Below are 26926 nucleotides of genomic sequence, written 5' to 3'. Positions count from 1 at the left end.
AGAAAAGATGAATAATTCATATACATACAAAAAAGTAAAAGCTTTACAGTTTCCATCGTTGCTGTTTGTGATGCTATTGATGGTTTCCAGCTGTGAAACCGATGATGTGCAAACAGTTACAACCTTGACAAACCTTGTAATGGCTGATGAGTTCGATACGGAAGGAGCACCTAATCCTTCCCTTTGGACATACGATTTAGGTAGAGGTCCCAATGGTGATGGATGGGGAAACCAAGAACTACAATACTATACAGATCGCACCGAAAATGTGAAAGTGGATAATGGGCTGTTGCTCATCACGGCACAAGAAGAATCGTTTGAAGGCGCATCCTATACATCCGCAAGATTAGTCACCCGTGGATTGTTCGAACAGACCTATGGTCGATTTGAGGCCAGGATTCGATTGCCATATGGCAAGGGTCTATGGCCGGCATTTTGGCTTTTAGGCAACGATTGTGCCCAAAACATCTGGCCTCAATGTGGCGAAATAGACATTATGGAATACTTAGGAGATTCACCTAACGTGGTCTTTGGTACCGTTCACGGACCCGGATATTCGGCTGCTGAAGGAGAAACCAAAGAATATGCACTTGAAGACGACCGGTTTGACACAGGATTCCATGTTTTTGGCATCGAATGGGGACCAGACTACATCAATTATTATGTAGATGGTGACCTATACAATCAGATAACCCCAGATGATGTGGTGGGAGAATGGGTTTTTGACCACCCTTTCTACATTATTTTGAATGTTGCCGTTGGTGGCAGCTTTCCAGGATCACCCAATGAAGAAACTACTTTTCCACAGACCATGTTGGTGGACTATGTAAGAGTATATGAAAATAACATAACGGACTAAACTAACACTCAAGACAATGAAACTATTATTTAACAGAGCCAAGATTGTATTTTTAATGATATTGGTAGCATCCTTCTCAGGATGTGAAGAAGATGACGAAGGCAATTTACTTCCAGAAGTATTGGCTGGTTTTACACAATTGATCAGCGAAGATTCAGGAACAGTTTCCTTTATCAATGTATCGGAAAATGCGGATAGCTACGAATGGGATTTTGGAGATGGAACCAGTTCCACGGAAGTAGACCCTATTAAAACCTATGTTACAGGTACATATACGGTAAGTTTAACAGCTTCCAATGCAGCTGGCGGAACCAATACTTTTGAAGATGAATTGGTCATCGTGGTTCCCGAACTCGTAATGTTGCCCATTACTTTTGATGGAGCAAATGTTGATTATGACCCAACCACCTTTGGTGGAGCTACTTTTGAAATAGTGGAAAATCCAGATTTAGGAGGTTCAAATGATGCAGCTTCCAATGTTGGTGCTATTACAAATAGCGGCGCTGAATTTGAAGGTATCTTTTTTGATTTGGGAGAAAATATTGATTTAACTACGAACAAGACCGTTCAAATGAATTTCTGGGCAGATGCTCCAGTAGATGTTTTGGTAAAACTTGAAGAAGGAACAGGAGCAGATACTGAGCTTACAGCTAGCCATGGAGGTACAGGATGGGAATTGATTTCATTCGATTTCACTTCTTCAGACAGTTTCCCAAGATTGACCATGTTTGTTGATGGTCCTGGGACTACCGCAGGTACATTCTATATGGATGACGTTGAGCAGGTTGAAACCGCAACAACGCCTAGCGGATGTACAGATACTGAAATTGCTGCTATAGCGGTTCCTGTGGATTTTGAAAGTTGTGAAACTTTCCTTTCTTCACAAAACTTTGGAGATGGAATTACATCGCAACTTACCGAGAATCCGTTTAAGACCGGTATTAATACATCTGATTTTGTACTTCAAATAGACAAGCCTACAGGTTCAGATTTCTTTGCAGGAGTTCAAAATACTTTTGCAAGCAATTTTGATTTAACTACTACCGATGTCTTTAAATTAAAAGTGTATTCTACCAAAGCAAATGTGGTTTTCCGATTTGAATTAGCCTTGAATCCTCAAACAGTCCCTGTGACCGGAAATCCAGCACCTGTATTTGTTACTATTCCTAATGCAGATGAATGGACAGAGGTTGAGGTTACTTTTACGGGATTACCGGGCGGTCCTACCGCTTATAACCAATTGGTTATCAAACCAGACAATGATATGGCAGATAGTGCAATCACCGCTGGTGGCACATATTATATAGATGATCTGATTCTTGATACAGCAGGTGGTGGAAGTAGTTTTGATGATGGATTGTTGACCAATGGCGATTTCGAAAATGGTGGAGATTCTTGGATAGGCAATGCCTTGAATGTTGTCACTGATGGAGGAAATAGCTTTAACGAAGCGGATGTAACAACTGCAGGAAATGCATTTGATGTTAACTTAAGCCAAGTGGTAGAGATTACACAAGGCACAGATTACATATTGACATTTGATGCTTCTTCGGACCGTGCACGGACAATACTGGCAGGAATCGGACTAAACGAAGCTCCTTTTACAAATACTAATGAATCAGTTAGTTTGACAACAGATACACAAACATTTACAATTAATCTTTCTGCAACGGATTTTGGTGGTGCCAATAGCCGTATACTATTCGATATGGGAGCTGAAGTAGGTGTTGTAGTAATTGATAACGTGCGCTTGGAAGAAGATACTTCTGGAGGCGGTGGTACTTTCGATGATGGTCTGTTGACTAACGGAGATTTCGAAAATGGAAGCGCGCCTTGGATTTTGGGCGTGGATGATGGCGCTGCGGCACCAGTAACCACCGATAGTGGCAATTCTTTTTATTCTGTAAATGTAACCACTCCAGACCCTGGACAGCCATTCTTGGTCAATTTGAGCCAGAAATTGGAGATTACACCAGATGCTACATATACATTGACCTTTGATGCTTGGTCCGATACAGATAGAGCAATAATAGCAGGAATAGGATTAAGTGGTGGAAGTTTTGCAAATACTACTGAATCAGTTAGTATCAATACAACAAGACAGACGTATATGGCTACCTTGACCGCTACAGGATTTGGTGATGCTACTTCAAGAGTATTATTTGATTTGAATGGTGAAGCCGGTTTGGTGAATATTGATAATGTATCCCTTGTTTTGGATTCTTCAGGAGGTGGAGATACAGAAGCTCCAGTGATTACTTTGACTGGAGATGCTACGGTTAATCTTGCTTTGGGTGACCCAGCATACGTAGATGCAGGTGCTACTGCCAATGATAATGTTGATGGTGATATTTCCGGTAATATTGTAGTAGGTGGCGATACAGTAGATACAAATGTTGAGGCAACTTATACAATTACGTATAATGTTAGTGATGCCGCTGGTAATGCAGCTACACAAGTAACTAGAACAGTTATTGTTACAGATAATTCATTTGATGACGGACTCTTGACTAATGGTGATTTTGAAAATGGAAGCGCACCATGGATTTTAGGTGTGGATGATAGTGCTGCAGCACCAATTACTACCGATAGTGGTAATTCTTTTTATTCTGTAAACGTTACCACTCCTGATCCTGGACAGCCATTCTTGGTTAATTTGAGCCAGAAACTGGCGATTACTCCTGACGAAACATATACTTTAACTTTTGATGCTTGGTCAGATACGAATAGATCTATCATTGCCGGTATTGGGTTAAGCGGTGGAAGTTTTGCAAATACTACGGAAACGGTGAACATCAATACAACAAGACAAACGTATATGGCTACCTTGACCGCTACAGGATTTGGTGATGCTACTTCAAGAGTATTGTTTGATTTGAATGGTGAAGCAGGTTTGGTGAACATTGATAATGTATCCTTGGTAGTCGATGGAGGTGGTTCCGGTGGAGGTCCTACTGCTCTTTCTGCTTTGCCTGCTGATTTTGAAGGGGGAGAAGAATTTAGTGCGGTTTTTGAACCGGCTAGTGTTAACGGTTCCATTACTTCAAATACTGTTTCTGGAGGTATCAATACATCAGCAAACATTTATACCTTCAACAAACCATCCGGAACAGAATTCTACGGTGGTATGGAAAATGTTTTTGCTTCGGCATTGGATATGACCACAACAAGAACATTTAAGGTCAAAGTATATTCAACGAAGGCAAACGCTATATTTCAGTTTGAGTTACAGTCAAGACCCAATGATGGTAGTATTCCAAATTATTCGATACAACAGACCGTTGTAAATGCAAATGAATGGGTTGAGTTAACCTTTGATTTTGGAGCTATTGTACCAGTGGATTTTAACCCTAGTATATATAATGCCATTGTAATAATACCTGATTTTGATCCTGGAAATAATCCAACATCTACTACAGAAACTTATTATGTAGATGATATTATTCTTGAGTAGTCAGGAGTAACAGAGTGAATTAGAAAATTGGTTGTTGAATGGGTCGGAAACAGATTTTCGGCCTGTTCAACTACAATTAAGAAATAACAAGAACTAACAATAAACAAAGATATTTTGCCATCCAACCAACAAGCAGTTAAAATGAATAAGTCCTACACGGTGCTCATAAGTTTAATAGTTGCACTGGGAGGCTTTCTACTTGGGTTTGACAGTGCGGTAATATCGGGTGCGGTCAAAGGCATTACCGTTTATTTTAACATGACGGATGCCATGCTGGGATTTTCTGTGGGTTGTGTCATTTTTGGTGCAATGGCCGGCAATCTAATGGCCGGACCACTCGCTGATAAATTCGGAAGAAAAAAAGTCTTGATTGTTGTTGCAGCACTTTTTGCCGTTTCGGCAACCTGGTCTGCCTTTGCAACGGGGTATTTGGAATTTATTATTGCCAGGATCATTGGAGGTGTCGGAATTGGAGGTGCCATTCTAATCGCACCCATTTACATTGCCGAAATAGCTCCGCCTAAACTCAGGGGAAGCTTGGTTTCCTTCAATCAATTAAACATTGTTATCGGAATTTCGGTAGCCTATTTTTCCAATTATTTTTTGGTAAACTACGGAGATGAAAGCTGGAGGTGGATGCTTGGAGTAGAAGCCATTCCGGCAATAGTCTATTTTGCATCTTTATTTACGGTCCCTCGGAGCCCAAGATGGTTGATTTTAAAACTGAATAAGGTAAAACTCGCCCGAAAAATATTGCAAAAAATCGGAGGAGAGGAGTATGCAGAGATAACAGTTGCTGAAATCCAAAGAGGATTGGAAAAAAAGGAAAAGAAGGGACGGTTTTCCGATTTGTTCAAAAGTAAGTATGCAACTATAATGATAATTGCCTTGGGCATAGCATTTTTCCAGCAGATAACGGGAATAAATGCTATTTTCTACTATGCCCCTACAATTTTTGAACAGGCAGGAGGTAGCACAGATTCATCTTTCTTACAAGCGATTGTTGTGGGACTTACCAATTTGGTATTTACCCTTGTGGCCATCTGGTTAATAGACAGGTTAGGACGTAAACCCTTATTACTTTTAGGTACAGGTTTTATGACCATTGCATTGCTCTTGGCCACCTTGGCTTTCAATAATGCTACCTATAAATTCACGGAAGATGCCTTAAAAAGAGTCAATGATCCACAAATACACAATGCACTGCAAATCATGGAAGGGGAATCCTTTGACAGTCAATCCGAATTATTTTTAACAATAGGGGAAAAACTCAATGACGAGCAGTTTTTAAATTTCAAAAGGAATGAAATTACCAATTTCATCAATATAGATGCAACACTGGTTTTAATCGCTATCTTGTTATATGTAGCAGCTTTTGCAATTTCATTGGGCCCAGTAATGTGGACATTGATTTCAGAAATATTTCCGAACAAGATAAAAGGGATTGCCATATCGGTGGTGGGTTTCTTTAACTCCCTAGTGAGTTTTTCCGTAACCCAAATTTTTCCTTGGGAACTATCAAATTTAGGACCTACATCAACATTTGCAATATATGCCTTACTGTCGTTGCTGGCTTTCTTCTTTGTATACAAATATGTGATCGAAACAAAAGGAAAAACCTTGGAAGAAGTAGAACAATTGTTGATAAGGGATTAAATTTTGATGAATAAAAATTAAGATGATAGAAGAATCGATAATGCAAGAAATTAAAGAGAACGATATCAAAGAAATGGAACAAATTAAGATAGGTAACGAGAACTATTTTAAAATTTCGAACAGTGATAACCTTCGCCCATTTTTTATGAGTATTGTGAGCGACTCGGACCATTGGATGTTTATTTCAAGTAATGGGGGACTCACGGCCGGGAGAAAAAATGCCGAATATTCGCTATTTCCATATTATACTGACGATAAAATCACGGAAGCTATTGAGACTACTGGTTGCAAAACCCTGTTTAGAGTTGGCAAAGGTGAAGATTCCCAACTTTGGGAACCATTCTCAGATAGATTACAAGGAGTTTATTGGGTAAGTAGAAACCTGTACAAAAATGTACACGGTAACAAAATAATTTTCGAAGAGATCAACCATCATTTAGAATTGACTTTCCGGTATCAATGGAGTTCTTCCGATACATACGGATTCGTAAGACATTGTACTTTGATAAATGATGGGTATAACGATAGGACCATATCCGTTTTGGATGGCTTACAAAATATTGTACCCTATGGAGTGGGGAGTGATCTTCAAAACAGACAGAGCAACTTGGTCGATGCCTATAAACGAAGCGAACTTGTAAAGGATTCCGGATTGGGGATTTATGCGCTTAGCGCAATAATTGTGGACAAGGCAGAACCTAGTGAAGCCTTAAAGGCTAACATTGTGTGGTCTCTTGGACTTGAAAATGCAGAAAATTTATTGTCATCCTTGCAATTATCCAATTTCAGAAAAGGAATACCACTTCAACCCGAAGCGGATATTAAGGCCGAAAAAGGAGCCTATTTTGCATATACAGCCCTGACCTTGCCTCCGAAAGAGGAAAAGAAATGGATGTTCGCGGCAAACCTTAATCAAAACCATTCATCCATTGTCAAGATTTCAAACCAGATAAAACAAGATGCCCAACTTCAACAAAAAGTTGAAGCGGATATTGAACTTGGAACAAATCGATTGATTCAACTTGGCGCAGCTTCAGATGGCTTGCAATTGACGGCCGATGGACTTCGGGATACCCGACATTTTTCCAACACCTTGTTCAATATTATGCGTGGGGGAATTTTTGACAATAATTATGAAATTGAAAAATGGGATTTCTCCAATTACATTTCAAAAGCTAACAGTGAAGTCTTTGAAACTTCAAAGGGCCTGATTCAGGAACTTCCCGATACCTTTTCAGTATCTGCTTTAAAAGAATTGGCGGATAAAAGCGGGAATAAAGACTTTAAAAGACTTTGTTTGGAATACATGCCCTTGAAGTTCAGCAGAAGGCACGGAGACCCCAGTAGACCTTGGAACCGTTTTTCCATCAACACAAAAAATGAAAGTGACGGATCCAAAATCTTGGATTATGAAGGGAATTGGCGAGATATATTCCAAAACTGGGAGGCACTTGCACACTCATATCCGGAGTTTATTGAAAGTATGATCAATAAATTTCTGAATGCCACCACTTTTGATGGCTATAACCCTTATAGGGTTACCAAGGGTGGTTTTGATTGGGAAATCATTGAGCCTGATGATCCGTGGTCTTATATTGGCTATTGGGGTGATCACCAGATTATCTACCTGCTCAAATTCTTGGAGTTTATGCAGGACCATGCCCCAGGGAAAATGGAGGGTTATTTTGCCCAAGATCAGTTTGTCTATGCTAACGTACCCTATAGGATCAAAAACTATGAGAGTATTCTCAAAAATCCTAAGGACACCATAGAGTTCGACCACAAACTTGATATTCAAATTCGAGATAGGAGGGATGCAATTGGAGCGGATGGAGCTTTGTTGCAAGATGAAAACGGTAACATTTACCGTGTAAATTTTATTGAGAAGATATTGGCAACCGTACTGTCCAAACTATCAAATTTTATTCCCGAAGGAGGTATTTGGATGAACACACAACGTCCCGAATGGAATGATGCCAATAATGCCCTGGTCGGTAATGGAGTTTCAATGGTGACACTTTATTATCTAAGACGATTTTTGAATTTTTTCAACGAAGTATTGAATGCATCTGCTTCAGCAGAAATTCCAATATCCAAGGAATTGGTCGAACTTTTTAACGGAATTCGGAAGACTCTGGAAGGTAACATAAATCTTTTGTCAGATACAATTGACGACAAGTCTCGAAAACAAATCATGGATGGCCTTGGACTCTCTGGAAGTGATTTTAGGGAGAAAATCTACGAAAGCTCATTTTCTGGCGAGAAAAATACGGTTTCCTTGGATGAACTAAAACAGTTTGTCGATGTTGGTATCCAGTTTCTGGAGCATTCCATAAGAGCCAACAAAAGGAAGGATCAGTTGTACCATGCGTACAACATAATGACCGTTGAAAACGAAAAAGAGGTATCCATCTCATATCTCAGTGAAATGTTGGAAGGCCAAGTAGCGGTCTTAAGTTCAGGTTATTTGTCATCCAAAGAAGCACTTGAAGCATTGGATGGTTTAAAAAACAGCAAGCTTTTCAGAGAAGATCAATACAGTTATTTGTTGTATCCCAATAAAGAATTGCCATCGTTCTCAGAAAGGAACAATGTTCCAGAAGATGCTGTTCTTGCTTCAAAATTACTTGGGCAAATGGCAGCAGAAGGCGATTCAAGAATTATTGAGAAAGACAGCAACGGAGCATATCACTTTAACGGCAATTTTAAGAATGCAGGAGATCTTGAAACAGCTTTGGCCGAATTGGCGCAAACCCAATACGGGAAATTGGCGACTGCGGAAAAAGAGAACATCCTACAAATATTTGAAGATGTTTTTGATCATAAATCCTTTACTGGAAGGTCAGGTACCTTTTACGGTTATGAAGGATTGGGGTCGATATATTGGCATATGGTTTCCAAACTGTTGTTAGCAGTGCAAGAATGTTGTTTAAAAGCCATTGCGGAAGGAGAAAATGAAGAGATTGTTGGAAGGCTATTGGAGCATTTTTATGAAATCAATGAAGGAATAGGAGTGCACAAACCACCATCCTTATACGGAGCATTCCCCACGGATCCTTATTCGCATACCCCAGCAGGCAAAGGGGCGCAACAGCCAGGAATGACAGGTCAGGTAAAAGAAGATATCCTAAGCCGCTATGGTGAACTTGGTGTTTTTGTAAAGGAAGGAAAACTCCACTTTAAACCATGTCTACTTCGAAAAAATGAATTTTTGAACGAATCAAAGGTTTTTGACTATGTTGATGTAGAAGGTAATCCAAAGCAGCTTGAACTCGGCAAGGGATCACTTTGTTTTACATATTGCCAAATACCTGTGGTTTATATGCTCTCCAAGGAAGAAAGTTTAGAGGTGATTCATAAAAACCATACCACCACAAACATTGGGTTTTTATCGCTGGATCAATCCATCAGCAATAAAATTTTTAAAAGAACAGGTGAGGTAGACCATGTTCGCGTATATGTTAGTACTAAAAATCTAAGATGAAAAAAAAGGAATACTATGAACCCAGTTATAAAAATTACCTTAGTTGCAATGGTTTTAATCCTTTGTAATTCATGTAAGGACAAGAATAAAAATAGTGAAGAGAATAAATCCCAAATACAACAAGAAGTGACAGCTAAGGATATACTAGGCAATCCCGATTATTTGGCTATTTCCTACGGTGGATACAGAGAGATCACTCGTGAGATTCAACCTACAGTAGAACAACTCAAGGAAGATATGAAGATTCTATCCGCCATGGGAATCAGAATTGTTCGTACCTATAATGTGCAATTACAGCAAGCTTCCAATTTATTGAAGGCTATAAAAGAGCTAAAGCAAGAAAATGCACAGTTTGAAATGTATGTGATGCTGGGTGCGTGGATCGACTGTAAGAATGCATGGACCGGTATGGAACCCGACCACAATGTTGAAAGTGAGCAAAATGAAGCTGAAATTACAAGGGCAGTAGCTTTGGCCAACCAGTATCCAGAAATTGTAAAAATTCTGGCCGTTGGAAACGAAGCAATGGTAAAATGGGCTACAAGCTATTATGTACAACCAGGGGTGATTCTAAAATGGGTGACCCATCTTCAGGAACTCAAGGAAAAAGGAGAACTGTCCAAAGACTTATGGATTACCAGTTCTGACGATTTTTCTTCCTGGGGAGGCGGAGATTCCAGTTATCATACCGAAGATTTGGAGAAATTGGTAAAGGCAGTGGACTATATCTCCATGCATACCTACGCATATCACAATTCCCATTACAATCCGGAATTCTGGCTGGTGCCTGATGATGAGGAACCGCTTTCCGATATAGGAAAAATAGAAGCAGCCATGTTAAGGTCAAAAGCCTTTGCAATGGCACAATATGATGCTGTATCAAATTATGTAAAAAGCTTGGGAGTAGATAAACCCATCCATATCGGAGAAACCGGATGGGCAACCATATCCAGCGGACATTATGGCCCAAAAGGTTCTAGAGCTACCGATGAATATAAAGAAGCACTTTATCACAAACACCTTAGGGAATGGACCAACAAAGCAGGAATTTCCTGTTTCTACTTTGAAGCGTTCAACGAAAAATGGAAAGATGCACACAATAAAAATGGGTCCGAGAACCATTTTGGATTGTTCACATTGGATGGACAGGCAAAATATGCATTATGGGATTTGGTGGATCAAGGAATATTCAAAGGTTTGACAAGAAATGGAAATCCAATAACCAAAACGTACGATGGAGATAAAGAAGCGTTGCTTAAAGATGTTTTGGTTCCTCCTTTAAAAAAAGAATATGAGGTAACGCATTGACGTATCGAGATTAGATTCAACAGCCTTCGTCAAAAATGAAAAATATGTTCAACAAAAGTGTTTACTTATTGGTATCGATAATGATGTTAAGTTCTTGTACGCATAACAAATTGGATTTGGAAATTTATGAGACTTCTGCTGCAGGAAACCAACTGACAGCCATTAACGAATTCTCCGATGGGGATAATGCTTCACAAATCAAGCTGTTTCCTGATCAAAAGTTTCAGACCATTACCGGATTTGGTGGCTCATTTACAGAAGCTTCAGCTTCCCTGTTGAACAGACTAGGCAAGGACAACCGAAAAAAGGTCATAGAAGCTTATTTTGGTGAAGATGGAGCTCGATATTCCTTGACCAGAACACACATGAACTCCTGTGATTTTTCATTAGGTAACTATTCATACGCTCCAGTTGATGGAGATTTGGAACTTGAACATTTTTCTGTTCAAGAAGACCAAGATGATATCATTCCTTTTATCAAAGAGGCCATGGCTACTTCCAAAGATGGATTTAAGATATTGGCTTCTCCATGGACAGCTCCACCTTGGATGAAGGATAATAACGACTGGAGGGGAGGCAAACTACTGCCCGAATTCTATGATACTTGGGCCTTGTTCTTCTCAAAATATATCGACGCTTATAAAGCCGAAGGAATTGATATTTGGGGTTTTACAGTAGAAAATGAACCCTTGGGCAACGACAATAATTGGGAAAGCATGCATTTCTCTCCTGCTGAAATGACTCAATTCGTTCAAAATCATTTAGGTCCAAAACTGGAAAAAGATGGCAAAAGCGAGGTGAAAATTCTAGGATATGACCAAAATCGGGAACATCTGCAGGAATGGGTTGATGAAATGTTCAAAGACCAAGCAAGCTCCAAATACTTTAACGGAACGGCTATCCATTGGTATGCCAGTACCTATGAAGTGTTTCCTGAAGAATTGCAATACGCTCATGAAAAAGCTCCGGATAAATATCTTATTCAAACCGAAGCCTGTGTTGATGCCCAAGTGCCAAAATGGAACGATGATGCATGGTATTGGTCCAAAGAAGCAACGGATTGGGGTTGGGATTGGGCTCCCGAAAGCCAAAAACACCTACATCCAAAATATGTTCCGGTGTATCGATATGCAAGGGATATTATAGGTTGTTTGAACAATTGGGTAGATGGCTGGGTCGATTGGAATATGGTTCTGGATACCAAAGGAGGCCCCAATTGGTTTAAAAATTGGTGCGTTGCCCCAGTTATTGTCGACCCTGATAAAGATGAGGTGTATTTTACACCGCTTTACTACACCATGGCCCATTTCAGTAAATACATCAGACCTGGAGCTGTCCGGATTGGTTTTGAACATACCGACGAATCTTTACAGGTCACAGCTGCCAGAAATCCTGATGGGTCCATCGTGGTAATACTATTGAATCAGGATAATGAAACCAAACATACAACACTTGCACTAGGTGAAAATGCATCTGGGATAACAATAAGTCCCCAGGCCATACAAACTATTTTAATACCTAGTAAATCATAAAAGGAACCAACTATTACTAACAAAAACTAAAATTATGTCAAACGTAAAAACCATCAAAACAGATAGAGTTCCTTTGGGGCAAAAAGCCGCTTTTGGAGCAGGACATTTGGTTTTGAACTTATATCCAGGAGCATTGGGATTCTTTATGTTCTTTTTGCTAACTGCTTTTGGCATGGACCCATTTTTGGCAGGACTTTTAGGTGGATTACCACGTTTTTTTGATGCTATTACCGACCCTATTATGGGATTTATCTCAGATAACACGAGTTCAAAATGGGGTAGAAGAAGACCGTATATTTTTGTGGGAGGTATTTTAAGTGCCATTACATTTGTTTTGCTTTGGCAACTGCATGAAAACAATTCTTCAGATTATAATTTTTGGTACTTCCTAATTATGTCAATGGTTTTTCTTATTGGAAACACCATGTTTGCTACACCTTTGGTTGGCTTAGGGTATGAAATGACTTCCGACTACAACGAGCGTACTCGTTTAATGGCATTTTCGCAAACAGTTGGACTGTTGGCTTGGGTAATTGTGCCTTGGTTTTGGGTAATTATCGCTGATCCGGATTTTTTTAGTAATCAAGCCGAAGGAGTAAGGACAATGGCAATGTATGTTGGTGTAGCATGTTTACTTCTAGGGCTTTTGCCAGCTATTTTTTGTAGAGGTATTGATGCTTCCCATATGGGAAATAGAAAAAAATTAACTTTTACTTCAATATTTAGCAGTTTGAAGGATTTGTTGGGCAGTATAAAAGAGGCTGTAAAGAATAAACCCTTTATGAAGTTATGCGGTGCGACTTTTTTAGTATTTAATGGGTACCAAATTGTGGCATCTTTTAGTTTTTTCATTTTCGTTTTTTACATTTTTAACGGTAGTTATGAAGCCACTTCTACATGGCCTGCATGGTTTAGTTCTGTTGGAGCATTGGTTTCGGCGTTTTTGGTCATTCCAATTGTATCAAAAATGGCTGAAAAATGGGGTAAAAGGAAAGCGTTTATTATTTCAACGGCCCTCTCTATTGTTGGGTATGCCATGAAATGGTGGGCTTTTACCCCTGAGAATATTTGGCTTTCTTTTGTTCCAATACCTTTAATGTCATTTGGTTTAGGAAGTTTATTCACATTGATGATGAGTATGACAGCCGATGTTTGTGATTTGGATGAACTTGTTAACGGAATGCCGAGGAAGGAAGGTACTTTTGGAGCATTATACTGGTGGGTCGTAAAACTTGGACAAGGATTAGCACTGGTTTTGGGTGGCCTGGTATTAAAGGTAATAGGTTTTGACGGTAATGCGGCTACGCAAACGGTCGACACGATGACCAAATTGCGAATAGCAGATATCATTATACCTGTGGTAACTGCGGCCTTGGCTATTTGGATTATGTGGAAATACAGTTTGTCCGAAGAAAGAGCGAAAGATATTAAAGCTCAACTAGAAGAAAGAAGAGGAGTATTATAACAATGTTGCATTGTTAACTGAATATATAACTAAAAAAATAATAAGATGTCAACAAAACTGGTAATACTAATAATTGGAGTTTTATTTGTCTTAATTGCACTACTTGCAAGTAAAAAAGGTAGTTCCAAGTTGGGGATTCCTTTAGGAATTCTTGGTGTTTTAATGATGATTTACGGCAGTTATTCGTCAGACCTGGTCAATTACAACACCCAAATGGAACAAGTTTCCATTGGTAAAAAATTAAAGATGGATGGACCGGTGAATAGCGTAAAGGTCGTCTCTCCAATAGATAAAGATTCTGTGGATTGTCGCATTTTAACCATGGGAGTTTATCCTGAATCACATAAAAAAGATATTTGGGTGATCATTAGACCCACTGATGATAGATATTATCCCCAATCAGATCACACAAACACATCTTACAAAAGAGATGGTGAATGGCAGGTTGTTACTCGTTTTGGCGGAGATAAAGGTGAGGCCTATGATTTAATCATTTATGAAGCAGATTCCAATGCCTCATCATTTTTTAGCGCTACAATAGCAAAATGGAAGGAAGCAGACGATTATCCTGGTCTACAATTGGCAGAAATGCCAGCCGGAGCCAAAGAAGTGGAGCGTTTGGTGATTTACACGAGTAAGAATTGTAGAGGCGTATTTTAGTGCTACACAGACTAAGTATTTTTTAGCCATAGGAATTTAGATTGTTACAATAACCCATTTTATGATTCGTACAGTAAAGAAACATAGTGTTCCACTTGATCAAAAGATAGCTTTTGGAATAGGAATGTTTGCGAACCAAATGTTCCCGGCCATTCTTGGAATTTTTATGGTGGTTCTGGTGCAATCGTTGGGATTTAATGGGTGGTTGTGGTCATTGCTCTATTTTTTCCCAAGAATTTTTGATGCCATTATCGACCCTATTATGGGTTTCGTTTCGGACAACACCAAGTCAAAATGGGGAAGACGAAAACAGTATGTTTTAGCTGGTGCATTTTTAATGGGTGTGGCATTTATTTTTATGTGGCAGCTATATGCAGAGAATTCGCTGCAATACAATTTTTGGTATTTCTTTCTTTGGTCCATAGTATTTTATGTAGGACTTACCCTATTTAGTGTACCCTATGTGGCGATGGGCTATGAAATGAGTGACGATTTTCACGAGCGTACCAATATCATGGCAATTGCGCAATGGATAGGCCAATGGGCGTGGGTTATAGCTCCTTGGTTTTGGGTCATTATGGATGATAAAGATTGGTTTCCATCTTCAGATGTTGCTGTTCGGGAACTGGCTATTTGGGTGGCAATCCCGTGTGCAATTTGTGCCATTGTTCCAGCAATTTTCATTAAAAGTAAATCGACCCTAGAAGAAGATTATGAACCTTTAAATGCCGCCAATATTGGGGGTAGTCTAAAGAAAATTGTCCATAGTTTTAAAGAAGCTTTTAAAATCCGTGAGTTTAGAAAACTATGTGGCGCAACGTTTTTGATTTTTAATGCATTTAATACAGTGGCTGCACTTACATACTTTGTTATAGTGTACAAGTTATTTAATGGTGATGCGGGAGCTACAGGTATTTGGGTTGCATTATTTGGGTGTATAGGTGCACTGGGTACTACATTTATTGTAATCCCTGTAGTTACATGGATGTCAAAACAGATGGGTAAGAAAAAAGCATTCATGATATCACAATCGATTTCCATTGTTGGGTATATCATGTTATATTTTTTATTTATTCCCGGTAAACCATGGATGTACATCATTGCATTGCCCTTATTTTCATTCGGAATAGGAAGTTTATTCACCATAATGATGTCGATGACTGCCGATGTGATTGATATTGACGAAATGAACACAGGTAAACAACGAGAAGGAATTTTTGGAGCCATTTACTGGTGGATGGTTAAAGTAGGTTTTGCCATAGCAGGAGCCTTGAGTGGGGTAATTATCGCCCTTGTTGGTTTTAACCCTGACCTGGCGACCACGGAACAACAGGGAGCTGTAGATGGACTTCATGCGTTCTTTTGCTTCTTTCCAATGTTGGGAACCATAGGTGCAATGCTAATAATGCGCACATACGATGTAACAGAAGAACGAGCCAATAAAATTAGGGCAGAACTGGAAAAAAGGAAAGAGGGAGTCTCTTAAAATTTGGTAGATAATAGTAGAGTACAGAATTAAGAATAACAATTGAAGAAAAATTATGTCATACAAAGCAGAACGATTTCTTAATCTAGCTTCATTGGATTATGCTGGGAAAAATGAAAAAGAACTTAAACAATTGTGCAGAGAAGTTTTAAATGAAGGTATGCACGGGCTATGTTTCAGTCCGTATGTAGAAGGCCAGAATCCAGGTGACCAGATTACCGAAGAGCAAATTCGGCAGCGTATGGAGATTATCAAACCCTATACAAAATGGATACGTTCATTCTCCTGTACAGATGGGAACGAAATCATTCCCCGGATTGCAAAGGAGTATGGAATCAAGACCATGGTGGGAGCTTGGTTGGGCGATAATCCTGAAATTAACGAGAAGGAAATTGCTGGATTAATCGAATTGGCCAATAAGGGTTATGTGGATATCGCAGCAGTAGGAAATGAGGTAATGTATCGCGGGGACCTTACTGAAGATGAATTGCTCGATTTTATCCATTTGGTCAAGGATGCAATTCCTGAGACCACCGTCGGTTATGTTGACGCTTATTACGAGTTCAGGGAACGTCCGCGTATAACTGAAGCCTGTGATGTTATTTTGGCCAATTGTTATCCTTTTTGGGAAGGTTGTGACTTGGATTATTCCTTGTTATATATGAAAGACATGTACCGACAAGCGCAACGAGCGGGGAACGGTAAAAAAGTGATTATTTCAGAAACAGGATGGCCTAGTCAAGGCACCAATTTAGAAGGCGCGTTCCCATCTTTTGAAAATGCCATGAAATATTTTATGAATACCCAAAAATGGTCGGAAGAAGAAGATATTGAAATATTCTATTTCTCTTCGTTCGACGAGTCTTGGAAAGTTGGGGACGAAGGTGACGTAGGTGCCTATTGGGGACTTTGGGACAAAGATGAAAAGCTAAAATTTTAAAAACATAAGGTTGACCCAACCCAACAATTGGGTCATTAAGAATTTCCATTTATTATTATTGTTTATTTTTTTGGAGTTTAATGGAAGGAAGATTGGGGTGATATTTCACCCCAATTCTTTTATGAACATTTTTTTGAGGGAAATTGAAAACACAAACTTGTGGTAATCCAATTCAAGTTGTGTATTACAAAAAATCAGGATAGTAAAGGGAATATAAGGAATAGATTCCGGGTACTGTAAATGAAATCTGAACAACTTCTGCCAAAGCAATGATCGAGGTAGTTTAAATAAGGTCAAACTATTGATTTGTTTTAGAAGAAATCATTTTACCAAGAAGATCAAATAGCGGTTTGCCAGCCAATTCGTCTAGAATATGTCCTCCATTGGGAATAACCACCAGGGTGTTTTTGATTTTATGACTATCCATAATTTCCTTTGCTTTTTTGGCCCTGTTTTTCCAATAGACATCCTTTTCTCCAACAATCATCAGAACCTTGGTATTGACAAGCCTCTTAAGCGTAGTTAAATTACTAATGTTTGGATTCCCGGGCATTCCTATTACACCTGTAAAAAGGTGGTTATAGGTGGAAGCAATTTGAAAGGCGTCAATACTGTTTGCAGAAAAACCCAAAATAAAAAGTTCGTTGACCTTGTATTCCTTCTTTAAATATTCTACTAAAACTTTTACGACGGCTCTTTTCTCCATATGAACAAGACTTTCGATTAAAATCCATCCATATTTTTCCGCATTGCTACCGAAAAATCTGCATCCCGTATTCAAATTTCCCCCGTCCAAACCTGGACCCAGTAGTATAGGATATGCTTTATCAGGTGAAAACCCTTCCGGCTCGATAATTCTAACCAATAGCTTTTTGCTTCCCAGAGGTAACTCTATCACCTTTTGTTGGCCATGTGCAAATAGAAAACTTAGACATAGCATTAAACCAAAAAAATGTTTGTTGATGATCATGAGGTTCTTTAGTTTTCGGTTAGCTTGATAATTTTACCTGTAGAAATTTCCAGTAGATGAATCTCGGCTCCATCTTCAAAACTGGTATTATACGCTACATATTTCAAGTCTTTGTCAAGGACGGTAAACATAATCCCTTTGTAGGGAACACTGCCTAATTCCTTTAGATCGTTTCCTTCCAAATTTTCCAAAATAAAAGTGGTTGAATCTTGTGTGTCAACTGTTTTTAATGCATGAATTCCTGTTATAAAATGCCCCTCAAGTTCTGGAACGTCAACAGTGCTTTTTGTCTTTAGATCGAACAATTGTTTTGTGATTACATACTTTTCCAAATCATCTATTCTATTGATATAAAGCTTGCCTTCCGACGTCATTTGTGGGCCATTGGTTCTTCCATTTTCTGTCAATCGTTCTATGCTGCCGTTTTTAGCATGGTATACATCAGGAGTGAACCCTTCTTTGGGCCAATGAAAGAAAAAATAGCCATCTCCTGATAGGTCCCATGAAGTAAACATATGAAAACCATCTTCTGATACTTTTGCAAGTTTTTGAAGGTTCTTTCCGTCGGCATCAATGGCCATAATTCTGGCACCGTCATCCACAAAGTTGGTGTACCCAATCTTTTTTCCATCCCGAGACCATTTGGGTTCTGTATGAAAACCTAATGAATCTAATGCGGACACATCACGCACTTGACTGCCATCCAAATTGGAAATAAAGATTCTGGAATTATCCTGAGTATCACCGATATAGGAATAGTATGCAATTTCTGCTCTTACTGGATTAAAATTAGGTCCTAAGTCAGGGGTTCCTTTTTTATTCTCCTCCTTTTTTTCCAGTTCAGAATCGGCAATGGATTTATTTTTTTCTTCGGATTGATTCGCATTGGCTTTTTGCTTACATGAAATGATTGCGAGGGTAAGTGCAAGCAACACTGTCAATTTGATTTTGATTTTGTTCATCATTAAAATTTTCGGCAATCTAACTCAGTAGCTGATGTTGCAATAGTTGAATGTGACAGACAGTCTATATTGTGATGAATGAAAGTAAAATTCAACCTTTGTCCCAAAAAGAAAAGTTGGTCACATTAGGGTATCAAAGGTGTTTTAACGGCTCTATATTGGGCTAAATTAAAATCACATTTCATGAAAAAAACAATGATAAAAGGGTATTTGGCCCTATTGTTTGTGCTTTTCTTTAGTTATTCAAAAGCACAGGTGAAAACCGAAAACCTGGTAACGGCTTGGGACGATATGACCAAAATGGTCGTAGAAACCGCCAAAGCAATGCCAGAAGTTCACTACACCTTTAAACCAACAACGGAGTTACGCGATTTTGCGGAACAAATAGCCCATACTTCAGGGGCTAACTACCTTTTTGCATCCGTGGTCAAATTACAAGCCCCAGACCCAAACCCTGTGACTGAGACCAAGAAAAAAAAGGAAGTAGTAAAGCAAACGGAAAATTCTTTCGCATTTATACGATTGGGAATGCAAAAGCTGAGTCAAGAGGATTTGGCTGAGGAAATCGAATTTTTTGGAAAAAAAATGTCACGACTGCAGTCGATTTTAATCATGACATCCCATTTGCAGCGTGAGCATGGCAAGAGCACCATTTATACAAGATTGAAAGGAGTGGCACCGGGACCAACAGGTGGATGGTGATTAATTTTTCGTTTGGTCGTTAAAGCCGGCTGAGACCACTTCCCGTTGTATTACATATTCCAAACCTTTGTAGCAAAGTTTGGTATGGCCAACCGGGGTGGTTTCTTCCGGTTTCACTGTGTAAAGGCGGTGAATTTCATTTGCCGGATTTCCAGGAAAACTGAATGAAACTTTTATCGCTACTTGAATGGATTTCTCATTTTCATTGCTTTGCAGTACTATTCTATTTCCACATTCGTTGGATTCTAAGTTGACCAGACTTACTTTTTCTGAAGCATCCTGTCCAAAAACTTCTCCGTGGTAATCAATGCCATATTCATCCTCACCATGAAGTAAATAAAAGATCTCCTGATATGATAGCTCACTTATGTCCTTTAGTTGTTGTTCGGTTTTAACTTCGTTATTTGAGTTTTCCTTTTTAACATCCTTACAAGAAGAAATGAGCAATAAAAGAATAAGTAAACCAGAAATACAGAAATTTCGTGTCATATTGGAAAAATGAAAATGGGAATTTGATGGTTCCTTTTTATACCTTAGAAAGGTAATATTAGAGTATGTTTAAGCAACTCCTTCAAAGTTATAAAAAAATGCCCATTCCTTTTGGCAGTATGGGAATAGCCTTATTGGTTGTCTGCTTTTTTTTTATTGCGAAGGAATACACCAATCATTTGGTAAACAATTATAACTTTCCTTTTAGTTGGTTTTACATCAGTTTAAAGATACTCATCAACTATGCATTATGGTTGATTCTTGCTCCATGGGTCAGTATTATTTCTAGGAAAGTAGCTATAAGCGGAAAAACCTTTTTCAAATGGGTTGGTTTGGCGATTGGTGTGATAGTGATATCGAACCTGCATCGCATTCTAGCTATAAAAATCTACGACATTATCTATTTTATTGAAACGGGCTACATGAAGGAATTTTTTGGTCCGAACAGTATGGTAACCTTGGCCGTGGGTAGCTTTTCAAGTTTTATAGAGTTGTTAGTGATTATGGCGGTTTTTGTAGGAGCAGATTATCAAAAGCAATACCTTAAAAATCAACAGGCATTGATCAATGCCCAAATCAGTACGCTTCAGATGCAGTTGCACCCTCATTTTTTGTTTAATACGTTACATTCCATTTCCTCAATGATAGACATTGACACCCAGAAGGCACAAAAGATGTTGACCAAAATAGGAACCCTGCTCAGAAGTTTATTGGAAAGTGAAATGGAACAGATGACCACCGTGCAGCAAGAAATGGAATTTATTAAACACTATTTGGATTTAGAACAAATTCGTTACATGGATAAGATGCAAATTGAATATTATATACCCAAAGATGTGTTGGATGCCAAAATTCCGAATATGATAGTACAACCCTTGGTGGAAAATGCAATCAAATATGGGGTGGTGCCAGCTACTGAGAATGGGAAAATCAATATTTGGGTAGAAAGAATTAATGATAAGGGAGGAAGTTATCTTAAGATTCAAATATCAAATTCCTTAGAACATATGGAACAACCACTTCATGAAAAAGGTACGGGATTAGGACTTAAAAATAGTAGAAGACGGTTGGAGGGCATTTATGGCGACCAGTTCACATTTGAAGCGGGGACAACATCCTCTGATTTGTATATAGCGAAGATTCAGATTCCCTATAAGACCATTTAAATGAAATTGAGATGTGTTATAATTGATGATGAGTATCTAGCTAGACAACGCTTGCATAAGTTGCTTGAAAAGCACCATAATGTTTTGATCGTAGGTGAAAGCCGTAATGGAAGGGAAGCCATTGAAACTATTAAGTTGAAAGAACCGGATTTCATTTTTCTGGACATTCAAATGCCAGACCTAAATGGCTTTTCGGTGTTAAACAGGATAAAAAAGATACCCCATGTAATTTTTACGACTGCCCTTGAGTCATTTGCCTTAAAAGCATTTGAAATCAATGCGGTGGACTATTTGTTAAAGCCTTTTGACCAAGAGCGATTGGATACATCCATAAAAAGAATAACATCTCTCAAGAAAACCGATAAAACTTATGAATTGGGCCAGAAACTAAACAACCTTCTCAAAGAAATTGATCAAGAAAAAGAAGCAGATCATCGCACTGAGTTCAAAATCAAAAAAAATGGAAGATTACTGAACATCTGCACGGAGGATATCATAAATATAAAATCGGAAGGTAATTATCTGGAGCTCCATACAGCAAGCACAAAATTTCTTTATAGAGGTACGATGAATGCCCTTGAAAATGAACTATCCCCAGAAGAATTTATGCGCATTCATAGATCCTTGATACTTAACAAGAGATACATTAGGGGATGTTTTTATTTGGGCAATTCCTACTATAAAATCAAACTTAAAACGGGCTTGGAATTTACCTCGGGCAGGTCTTATAAAACAAATATTATAAGGTATCTGGAAGAAATAAGTGGGTAGGAACCTTATTGTTAACCCTCTTTTTTAACCCAATTTTCACTGTATATCACAAAAAATGTTCCCAAATCGGGATTCACAAGTAATTTGGATAAAACAAAATACTTGGTTATGATTTCCTTCAAAAAGATATGGATTAATGTTATACCAATGTACAATGATGGGATTACACTAATGTTAGTTATGACAACATTGGTTGTTTCTTCATGTGTTGGGCAACAGCGAAAAAGCGAACGTATTTATTTTGATTCTGAAATGGGAAGCAAAAAAATACCCTCTTTCGAAATATTTTCTGTAAATCCCGATGGGTCAGAGTTAAGACAACATACCTTCGATGCAGTACCTAGAAGAGCCAATAGCTCCCCGAAATTTTCCCCTGACGGCAAACAGGTAATTTTTGGCACCTATAAATATGGAGGTTATAAAATAGCTATTGCCAACAGTGATTTCACACAACAACGAAGATTTACCAAAGGGCCGCATTATACTTATGTAGGTTCTTGGTCTCCGAATGGAAAAAAAGTGGCATATAACAAAGTAGATACTAAAGGAGCTCCATATTTTCAAGGTGATTTTGAAATATTTTTGATGGACATTGAACAATCAACTGATGTAAATATCTCCAATACCAAAGGTTCTGATTTTGGTCCTCAATGGTCCCAAGATGGAAAAAAAATCTTGTTTGGGTCAGATAGAACGGGCAATTCTGATATCTATATCATGGATGCAAACGGACAAAATGTAAAAAACATCACCAATACTCCCAAAATTGATGAGTTTGGGTTTTCTTGGTCACCGGATAATAGCAAAATAGCCTTCCACGTAATCCATCGCGATGCCAAAAAAAAGTATATCGATTTGTATACCATGAATATCAATGGAAGCCAGCGAACAAACTTAACTCAGAATCAAACCTCAAAAAAGAATCTTTTTGTACCTTACTATGATGGGGCTCCGCCTATATTTTATGGCTCATCTTGGTCTGCGGACGGAACCAAAATTGCATTTTCTTCTAAAAGAAACTCCAATAATTTTCAAATATTTGTCGTTAGGGCAAATGGGACAGAACAGGAACAACTAACCCACAATCAGGCCAACAATGTGTTTCCGTTGTGGCATGTTGAATAACAAGCCTCCAATATTTTGTTGTTATAAATGATTTTGATGTTTGAGCGCATTCATTTTTACATAAATGTAGGATTCGTGAAACAAAGCATATAGGTCAAAAAAAGGTTACCATTGCAGGATCTTTTATAGGTAAAAATGTTTCTATTCCAACACCTTGTGTCTGCAAATCAATTTTTGGTCTACGGAAATAGCAGGTTAAAATTCCGGGTGTATTAAATAGGATGAAAAATTAAAACTGGAAGATTAAATCTGTATTTCAGTGAAGATTACCATAGCTCGTGGTAATCCATGCCAAAGCCTATCCTAAGAAGATAATCGACTTTGATGTAAATTTATAAGGTTTTTGGTTGCTCAGGTGTACTACTTTAGAAGAATTGTAATCATCAGTTCATTATTGACATTGAGCCAAAATATGCACTGGGAATATCATTTTGTTTCAAAATAAACCCCGATAAAGGTATTGGGCAAAAAAAGTATTGCTCAAAGTGGTTTATTCGGTAGCTAAATGCCACGCCATAGGATAACTTTGACAGACACAGAGTTACATCCAAATTGTGTATATCAAATCAAAAATGACCAAAAAGAATATGTCAAAAAAGAAGAATAGAGTCATACATTCTTTAATTATAGTATCTGTTTGTGTTTTTACTGTTAACGTTCAGGGTCAGAAGAAGTCTTTTGAAGCGTATAAGCAGAAAATATCTGGAACAGATTTAACCATATCCATGAAACCCATACCGGGTGGCCGTTTTTCAATGGGTAGCCCTAGTTCCGAAAAAGGCAGGTCTACCGATGAGGGCCCCTTACACGAGGTGGAAATTGCCCCTTTTTGGATGGCAGAGTTGGAAATTACGTGGGATTTGTATCAATTGTTCATGTCAAGGGACATTGACAATATAAAGGCAGGCACTTCTAAAGGCAAAGAAGTTTCTCTAGATATTGATGCGGTTTCCGGTGCCACAACACCTTACGTGGAAATGAGTTTTGGAATGGGGACAGATGGATACCCTGCCATATGTATGACCCAATACGCTGCATCCAAGTTCTGTGAATGGTTATCGGCAAAAACAGGGAATTTTTATAGACTTCCTACCGAGGCAGAATGGGAATATGCCTGTAGGGCCGGGACACAGACTATTTATTCCTTTGGGGATAATGTTGGTCAATTGGGCGATTACGCCTGGTATTCCAAAAACAGTCAAAATAAATATCAAAAAGTAGGGCAGAAGAAACCGAATCCCTGGGGACTACATGATATGCATGGAAATGTTGCAGAATGGACATTGGATGCCTATGACCCAGACCTATATAATGAGCGAAGCGGTAACCGAACACAAAACCCATTCATTAAACCTATGAAAACCTACCCAAGGGTTGTTAGAGGTGGTTCGTGGAAGGATAGCGCTGAAAAATTGAGGAATGCCTCAAGAGGATATTCAGAAAAACGGTGGAAAGTTAGAGATCCGCAAATTCCAAAGAGCAAATGGTGGCATACCGATGCACAATTTGTTGGTTTTAGGATTGTACGACCGTATGACACACCTAGCCAAAAGGAGCAAAAAATTTATTGGAAGAAAAAACACACAAACTAAAATAACATGGACAATCAAGGAACAAACAAAAAGAACGATTCCGTAACTAGAAGATCGTTCGTAAAAACTACGGGACTGGTTACCGGTGGAATATTGGCCAGTAGCATCCCATTTGAAGCAATGGCCCAAACAGGAAAGGTGGAAAAACTAAAGCTTGCCGTGGTTGGTTGCGGTGGAAGAGGTACAGGCGCCACAGTTCAGGCACTTACCGCTGATGCAGATGTGGAGTTGGTGGCTATGGCAGATGCTTTCAAGGATAGATTGCAAGGTAGCCTCGGTGCGATTCAAGAGCATTTCGAAGGAGAACGAAAAATCAAAGTCAAGGAAAAAAACCAATTTGTTGGATTCAATGCATACAAAAAAGCCATAGATATGGCAGACGTTGTTGTACTAGCTACACCTCCAGGATTTCGTCCGTTGCATTTCGAATATGCAATTTCACAGGATAAGCATGTGTTTATGGAAAAACCTGTAGCAACTGACCCAGTAGGTGTAAGACGTGTGCTAAAAACAGCAAAATTGGCCAAGGAAAAGAAATTGAACGTTGTCGTAGGACTTCAAAGACATTACCAGAAAAAATACATTAACATCCTTGACCAGGTCAAACAGGGAACCATGGGCAAGATTGTTTCAGGTCAGGTGTATTGGAATAGTGGAGGAGTATGGGTAAGAGAACGACAAAAGGGCCAAAGTGAACTGGAGTATCAAATGCGCAATTGGTACTATTTCAATTGGCTATGTGGTGACCACATTTTAGAGCAACATATACATAATATCGATGTTGCCAATTGGTTCATTGGGGAATACCCTACTCAAGCACAGGGAATGGGTGGTAGAGAAGCACGTAACGGAAAGGACCATGGTGAGATTTTTGATCACCATTTTGTAGAGTTCACATATCCGACAGGAGCAGTCATATCCAGTCAATGTAGGCATCAAAAAGGATGTCACAACAGAGTTGATGAAGCTTTTCAAGGAAGCAACGGAGGTGTTGTTATCAGCAAGGGAATCATCACGGATTTGAATGGCACTGAAAAGTTCAATTATGAAAAGCAAAACGAAGGTCAACAAGATCCGAATCCATATCAAGTTGAGCACGATAGACTTTTTGCTGCAATAAGAAGTAAGTCAGAGGTATTGGCGGATGCCGAAAATGGAGCTAAATCTACGCTAACAGCCATAATGGGCAGAATGGCTACCTATTCAGGAGATATGATTACCTGGGACCAGGCATTAAACTCTGATTTGCAATTGGTGCCAGATAATCTTGATTGGGATTCGATTGCCCCCACATTACCCGATGCAGATGGAAAGTATAAAATTCCTGTTCCAGGAGTAACGAAATTTTCATAAGATAATAAAACACAAAAAATGAAACGAAGAAATTTTGTAAGCTCCATAGCGGCCACCTCAGCCTTGGGAATGGTTCCGGGAATGATGATGGGGCAAAAGGAAAATACACCACTATATAGGGATTTCAATTTGAAATACGCTCCACATTTAGGAATGTTCCAAAACCATGCAGGCAAAGACCCTATAGATCAGCTGAACTTTATGGCCGACCAGGGATTCACCGCTTTTGAGGATAATGGTATGAAGGGAAGAACCCTTGACCTCCAGAAAAAAATGGCTTCCACCATGGAAAATAAGGGTATTTCCATGGGTGTCTTTGTGGCACACAAAATTTATTGGCAAAAACCGAATCTTGCTAATGGTGATTTAAATCTAAGAGATGAGTTTCTTTCCCAAATCAAAGAGTCGGTTGAAGTGGCCAAAAGAGTAAATGCCAAATGGATGACCGTTGTTCCAGGGCATGTTGATTTAAGACAGAATATGGGCTATCAGACAGCACATGTTGTGGAATCCTTAAAAAGAGCATCGGATATTTTGGAGCCTCATGGCCTAGTAATGGTTTTGGAACCTTTAAACTTTAGGAACCATCCAGGACTTTTCCTTTCAGAAAGCCCACAAGCCTTTGAAATTTGCAAGGCGGTTGATTCGCCATCCTGCAAAATTCTTTTTGACATTTACCATCAACAAATCCAAGAAGGGAACCTTATCCCAAATATTGAAGCATGTTGGGATGAAATTGCCTATTTCCAAATTGGGGATAATCCTGGTCGGAATGAGCCCACCTCGGGCGAAATAAATTATAAGAATGTCTTCAAGTTCATCCATAGTAAAGACTTTAAAGGCATTTTGGGTATGGAACATGGAAATTCCATTAAAGGCAAAGAAGGAGAGAAAAGGGTGATTGAAGCCTATATGGAGAGCGACAATTTTCTTTGATTGCGGATATTGATTT

General features: G+C 38.9%; 20 protein-coding genes. 17 read left to right on the top strand and 3 right to left on the bottom strand.

Annotated features, from left to right (window positions below; translation table 11 throughout):
• The first annotated feature begins 7 nt into the window (after positions 1–7).
• The 10 genes from IAG46_RS04970 to IAG46_RS04925 all read left to right on the top strand — a co-directional run bounded on the left by IAG46_RS04970 (position 8) and on the right by IAG46_RS04925 (position 16844).
• Positions 8–859 (top strand): family 16 glycosylhydrolase, encoded by an 852-nt coding sequence (locus tag IAG46_RS04970; RefSeq protein ID WP_190809210.1) that lies wholly within the window; start codon positions 8–10, stop codon positions 857–859.
• A 16-nt stretch (positions 860–875) separates the two neighbouring features.
• Positions 876–4313 carry a carbohydrate binding domain-containing protein gene (locus tag IAG46_RS04965; RefSeq protein WP_190809209.1) on the top strand — a complete coding sequence of 1146 codons (3438 nt, stop codon included), beginning with the start codon at positions 876–878 and terminating at the stop codon, positions 4311–4313.
• Between the two features lie 141 nt (positions 4314–4454).
• Positions 4455–5969, top strand: a complete 1515-nt coding sequence (locus tag IAG46_RS04960; RefSeq protein ID WP_190809208.1) for a sugar porter family MFS transporter — start codon at positions 4455–4457, stop codon at positions 5967–5969.
• A 40-nt stretch (positions 5970–6009) separates the two neighbouring features.
• On the top strand, positions 6010–9453 hold the full coding sequence (locus IAG46_RS04955; RefSeq protein ID WP_223826581.1) for a hypothetical protein: 3444 nt from the start codon (positions 6010–6012) through the stop codon (positions 9451–9453).
• A gap of 15 nt (positions 9454–9468) precedes the next feature.
• On the top strand, positions 9469–10761 hold the full coding sequence (locus tag IAG46_RS04950; protein ID WP_223826580.1) for a glycosyl hydrolase family 17 protein: 1293 nt from the start codon (positions 9469–9471) through the stop codon (positions 10759–10761).
• A gap of 35 nt (positions 10762–10796) precedes the next feature.
• Positions 10797–12293, top strand: coding sequence for a glycoside hydrolase family 30 beta sandwich domain-containing protein (locus tag IAG46_RS04945; protein ID WP_190809206.1), 1497 nt, complete (start codon positions 10797–10799; stop codon positions 12291–12293).
• Between the two features lie 34 nt (positions 12294–12327).
• Positions 12328–13758, top strand: coding sequence for an MFS transporter (locus IAG46_RS04940; protein WP_190809205.1), 1431 nt, complete (start codon positions 12328–12330; stop codon positions 13756–13758).
• Positions 13759–13803: 45 nt separating this feature from the next.
• A complete protein-coding gene (locus IAG46_RS04935; protein WP_190809204.1) occupies positions 13804–14418 on the top strand; it encodes a hypothetical protein in 615 nt (204 codons plus the stop codon).
• 61 nt (positions 14419–14479) lie between these two features.
• Positions 14480–15904 (top strand): MFS transporter, encoded by a 1425-nt coding sequence (locus IAG46_RS04930; protein WP_190809203.1) that lies wholly within the window; start codon positions 14480–14482, stop codon positions 15902–15904.
• Positions 15905–15959: 55 nt separating this feature from the next.
• Positions 15960–16844 carry a glycosyl hydrolase family 17 protein gene (locus IAG46_RS04925; protein ID WP_190809202.1) on the top strand — a complete coding sequence of 295 codons (885 nt, stop codon included), beginning with the start codon at positions 15960–15962 and terminating at the stop codon, positions 16842–16844.
• Between the two features lie 298 nt (positions 16845–17142).
• On the opposite strand, the gene IAG46_RS04920 is transcribed toward IAG46_RS04925, so the two are convergent.
• Together IAG46_RS04920 and IAG46_RS04915 are read right to left on the bottom strand one after the other, a co-directional pair.
• Positions 17143–17814 (bottom strand): hypothetical protein, encoded by a 672-nt coding sequence (locus IAG46_RS04920; protein ID WP_190809201.1) that lies wholly within the window; start codon positions 17812–17814, stop codon positions 17143–17145.
• An 8-nt stretch (positions 17815–17822) separates the two neighbouring features.
• Entirely contained in the window at positions 17823–18779 is a 957-nt protein-coding gene (locus tag IAG46_RS04915; RefSeq protein ID WP_190809200.1) for a hypothetical protein, read from the bottom strand.
• Between the two features lie 180 nt (positions 18780–18959).
• Between IAG46_RS04915 and IAG46_RS04910 the strand changes: the two genes are divergently transcribed.
• Positions 18960–19478: a DinB family protein gene (locus IAG46_RS04910; protein WP_190809199.1), complete on the top strand. Its 519-nt coding sequence runs from the start codon at positions 18960–18962 to the stop codon at positions 19476–19478.
• On the opposite strand, the gene IAG46_RS04905 is transcribed toward IAG46_RS04910, so the two are convergent.
• On the bottom strand, positions 19479–19967 hold the full coding sequence (locus IAG46_RS04905; protein WP_190809198.1) for a hypothetical protein: 489 nt from the start codon (positions 19965–19967) through the stop codon (positions 19479–19481).
• 65 nt (positions 19968–20032) lie between these two features.
• On the opposite strand from IAG46_RS04905, the gene IAG46_RS04900 reads away from it, so the two are divergent.
• The 6 genes from IAG46_RS04900 (at position 20033) to IAG46_RS04875 (ending at position 26910) form a co-directional block, all read left to right on the top strand.
• Entirely contained in the window at positions 20033–21133 is a 1101-nt protein-coding gene (locus IAG46_RS04900; RefSeq protein ID WP_190809197.1) for a sensor histidine kinase, read from the top strand.
• Entirely contained in the window at positions 21134–21904 is a 771-nt protein-coding gene (locus tag IAG46_RS04895) for a LytTR family DNA-binding domain-containing protein (protein WP_190809196.1), read from the top strand.
• A gap of 180 nt (positions 21905–22084) precedes the next feature.
• On the top strand, positions 22085–23029 hold the full coding sequence (locus IAG46_RS04890) for a hypothetical protein (protein WP_223826579.1): 945 nt from the start codon (positions 22085–22087) through the stop codon (positions 23027–23029).
• Between the two features lie 572 nt (positions 23030–23601).
• Positions 23602–24621 carry a formylglycine-generating enzyme family protein gene (locus tag IAG46_RS04885; protein ID WP_223826578.1) on the top strand — a complete coding sequence of 340 codons (1020 nt, stop codon included), beginning with the start codon at positions 23602–23604 and terminating at the stop codon, positions 24619–24621.
• Positions 24622–24627: 6 nt separating this feature from the next.
• Positions 24628–25974: a Gfo/Idh/MocA family protein gene (locus IAG46_RS04880; RefSeq protein WP_190809193.1), complete on the top strand. Its 1347-nt coding sequence runs from the start codon at positions 24628–24630 to the stop codon at positions 25972–25974.
• An 18-nt stretch (positions 25975–25992) separates the two neighbouring features.
• Positions 25993–26910, top strand: coding sequence for a hydroxypyruvate isomerase family protein (locus tag IAG46_RS04875; protein ID WP_190809192.1), 918 nt, complete (start codon positions 25993–25995; stop codon positions 26908–26910).
• The last annotated feature ends 16 nt before the right edge of the window (positions 26911–26926 follow it).

Source organism: Flagellimonas sp. S3867, from assembly GCF_014698935.1.
Classification (GTDB): Bacteria; Bacteroidota; Bacteroidia; order Flavobacteriales; family Flavobacteriaceae; genus Flagellimonas.
This window is presented reverse-complemented; position numbering and strand designations above follow the sequence as displayed.

Coding starts and splice junctions, on each gene's coding strand:
- IAG46_RS04905 (WP_190809198.1), bottom strand. CDS start 19,967: ATGACACGAAATTTCTGTATTTCTGGTTTACTTATTCTTTTATTGCTC.
- IAG46_RS04970 (WP_190809210.1), top strand. CDS start 8: ATGAATAATTCATATACATACAAAAAAGTAAAAGCTTTACAGTTTCCA.
- IAG46_RS04940 (WP_190809205.1), top strand. CDS start 12,328: ATGTCAAACGTAAAAACCATCAAAACAGATAGAGTTCCTTTGGGGCAA.
- IAG46_RS04915 (WP_190809200.1), bottom strand. CDS start 18,779: ATGATGAACAAAATCAAAATCAAATTGACAGTGTTGCTTGCACTTACC.
- IAG46_RS04925 (WP_190809202.1), top strand. CDS start 15,960: ATGTCATACAAAGCAGAACGATTTCTTAATCTAGCTTCATTGGATTAT.
- IAG46_RS04885 (WP_223826578.1), top strand. CDS start 23,602: ATGACCAAAAAGAATATGTCAAAAAAGAAGAATAGAGTCATACATTCT.
- IAG46_RS04950 (WP_223826580.1), top strand. CDS start 9,469: ATGAACCCAGTTATAAAAATTACCTTAGTTGCAATGGTTTTAATCCTT.
- IAG46_RS04910 (WP_190809199.1), top strand. CDS start 18,960: ATGAAAAAAACAATGATAAAAGGGTATTTGGCCCTATTGTTTGTGCTT.
- IAG46_RS04880 (WP_190809193.1), top strand. CDS start 24,628: ATGGACAATCAAGGAACAAACAAAAAGAACGATTCCGTAACTAGAAGA.
- IAG46_RS04875 (WP_190809192.1), top strand. CDS start 25,993: ATGAAACGAAGAAATTTTGTAAGCTCCATAGCGGCCACCTCAGCCTTG.
- IAG46_RS04895 (WP_190809196.1), top strand. CDS start 21,134: ATGAAATTGAGATGTGTTATAATTGATGATGAGTATCTAGCTAGACAA.
- IAG46_RS04960 (WP_190809208.1), top strand. CDS start 4,455: ATGAATAAGTCCTACACGGTGCTCATAAGTTTAATAGTTGCACTGGGA.
- IAG46_RS04945 (WP_190809206.1), top strand. CDS start 10,797: ATGAAAAATATGTTCAACAAAAGTGTTTACTTATTGGTATCGATAATG.
- IAG46_RS04930 (WP_190809203.1), top strand. CDS start 14,480: ATGATTCGTACAGTAAAGAAACATAGTGTTCCACTTGATCAAAAGATA.
- IAG46_RS04900 (WP_190809197.1), top strand. CDS start 20,033: ATGTTTAAGCAACTCCTTCAAAGTTATAAAAAAATGCCCATTCCTTTT.
- IAG46_RS04955 (WP_223826581.1), top strand. CDS start 6,010: ATGCAAGAAATTAAAGAGAACGATATCAAAGAAATGGAACAAATTAAG.
- IAG46_RS04890 (WP_223826579.1), top strand. CDS start 22,085: ATGACAACATTGGTTGTTTCTTCATGTGTTGGGCAACAGCGAAAAAGC.
- IAG46_RS04920 (WP_190809201.1), bottom strand. CDS start 17,814: ATGATCATCAACAAACATTTTTTTGGTTTAATGCTATGTCTAAGTTTT.
- IAG46_RS04965 (WP_190809209.1), top strand. CDS start 876: ATGAAACTATTATTTAACAGAGCCAAGATTGTATTTTTAATGATATTG.
- IAG46_RS04935 (WP_190809204.1), top strand. CDS start 13,804: ATGTCAACAAAACTGGTAATACTAATAATTGGAGTTTTATTTGTCTTA.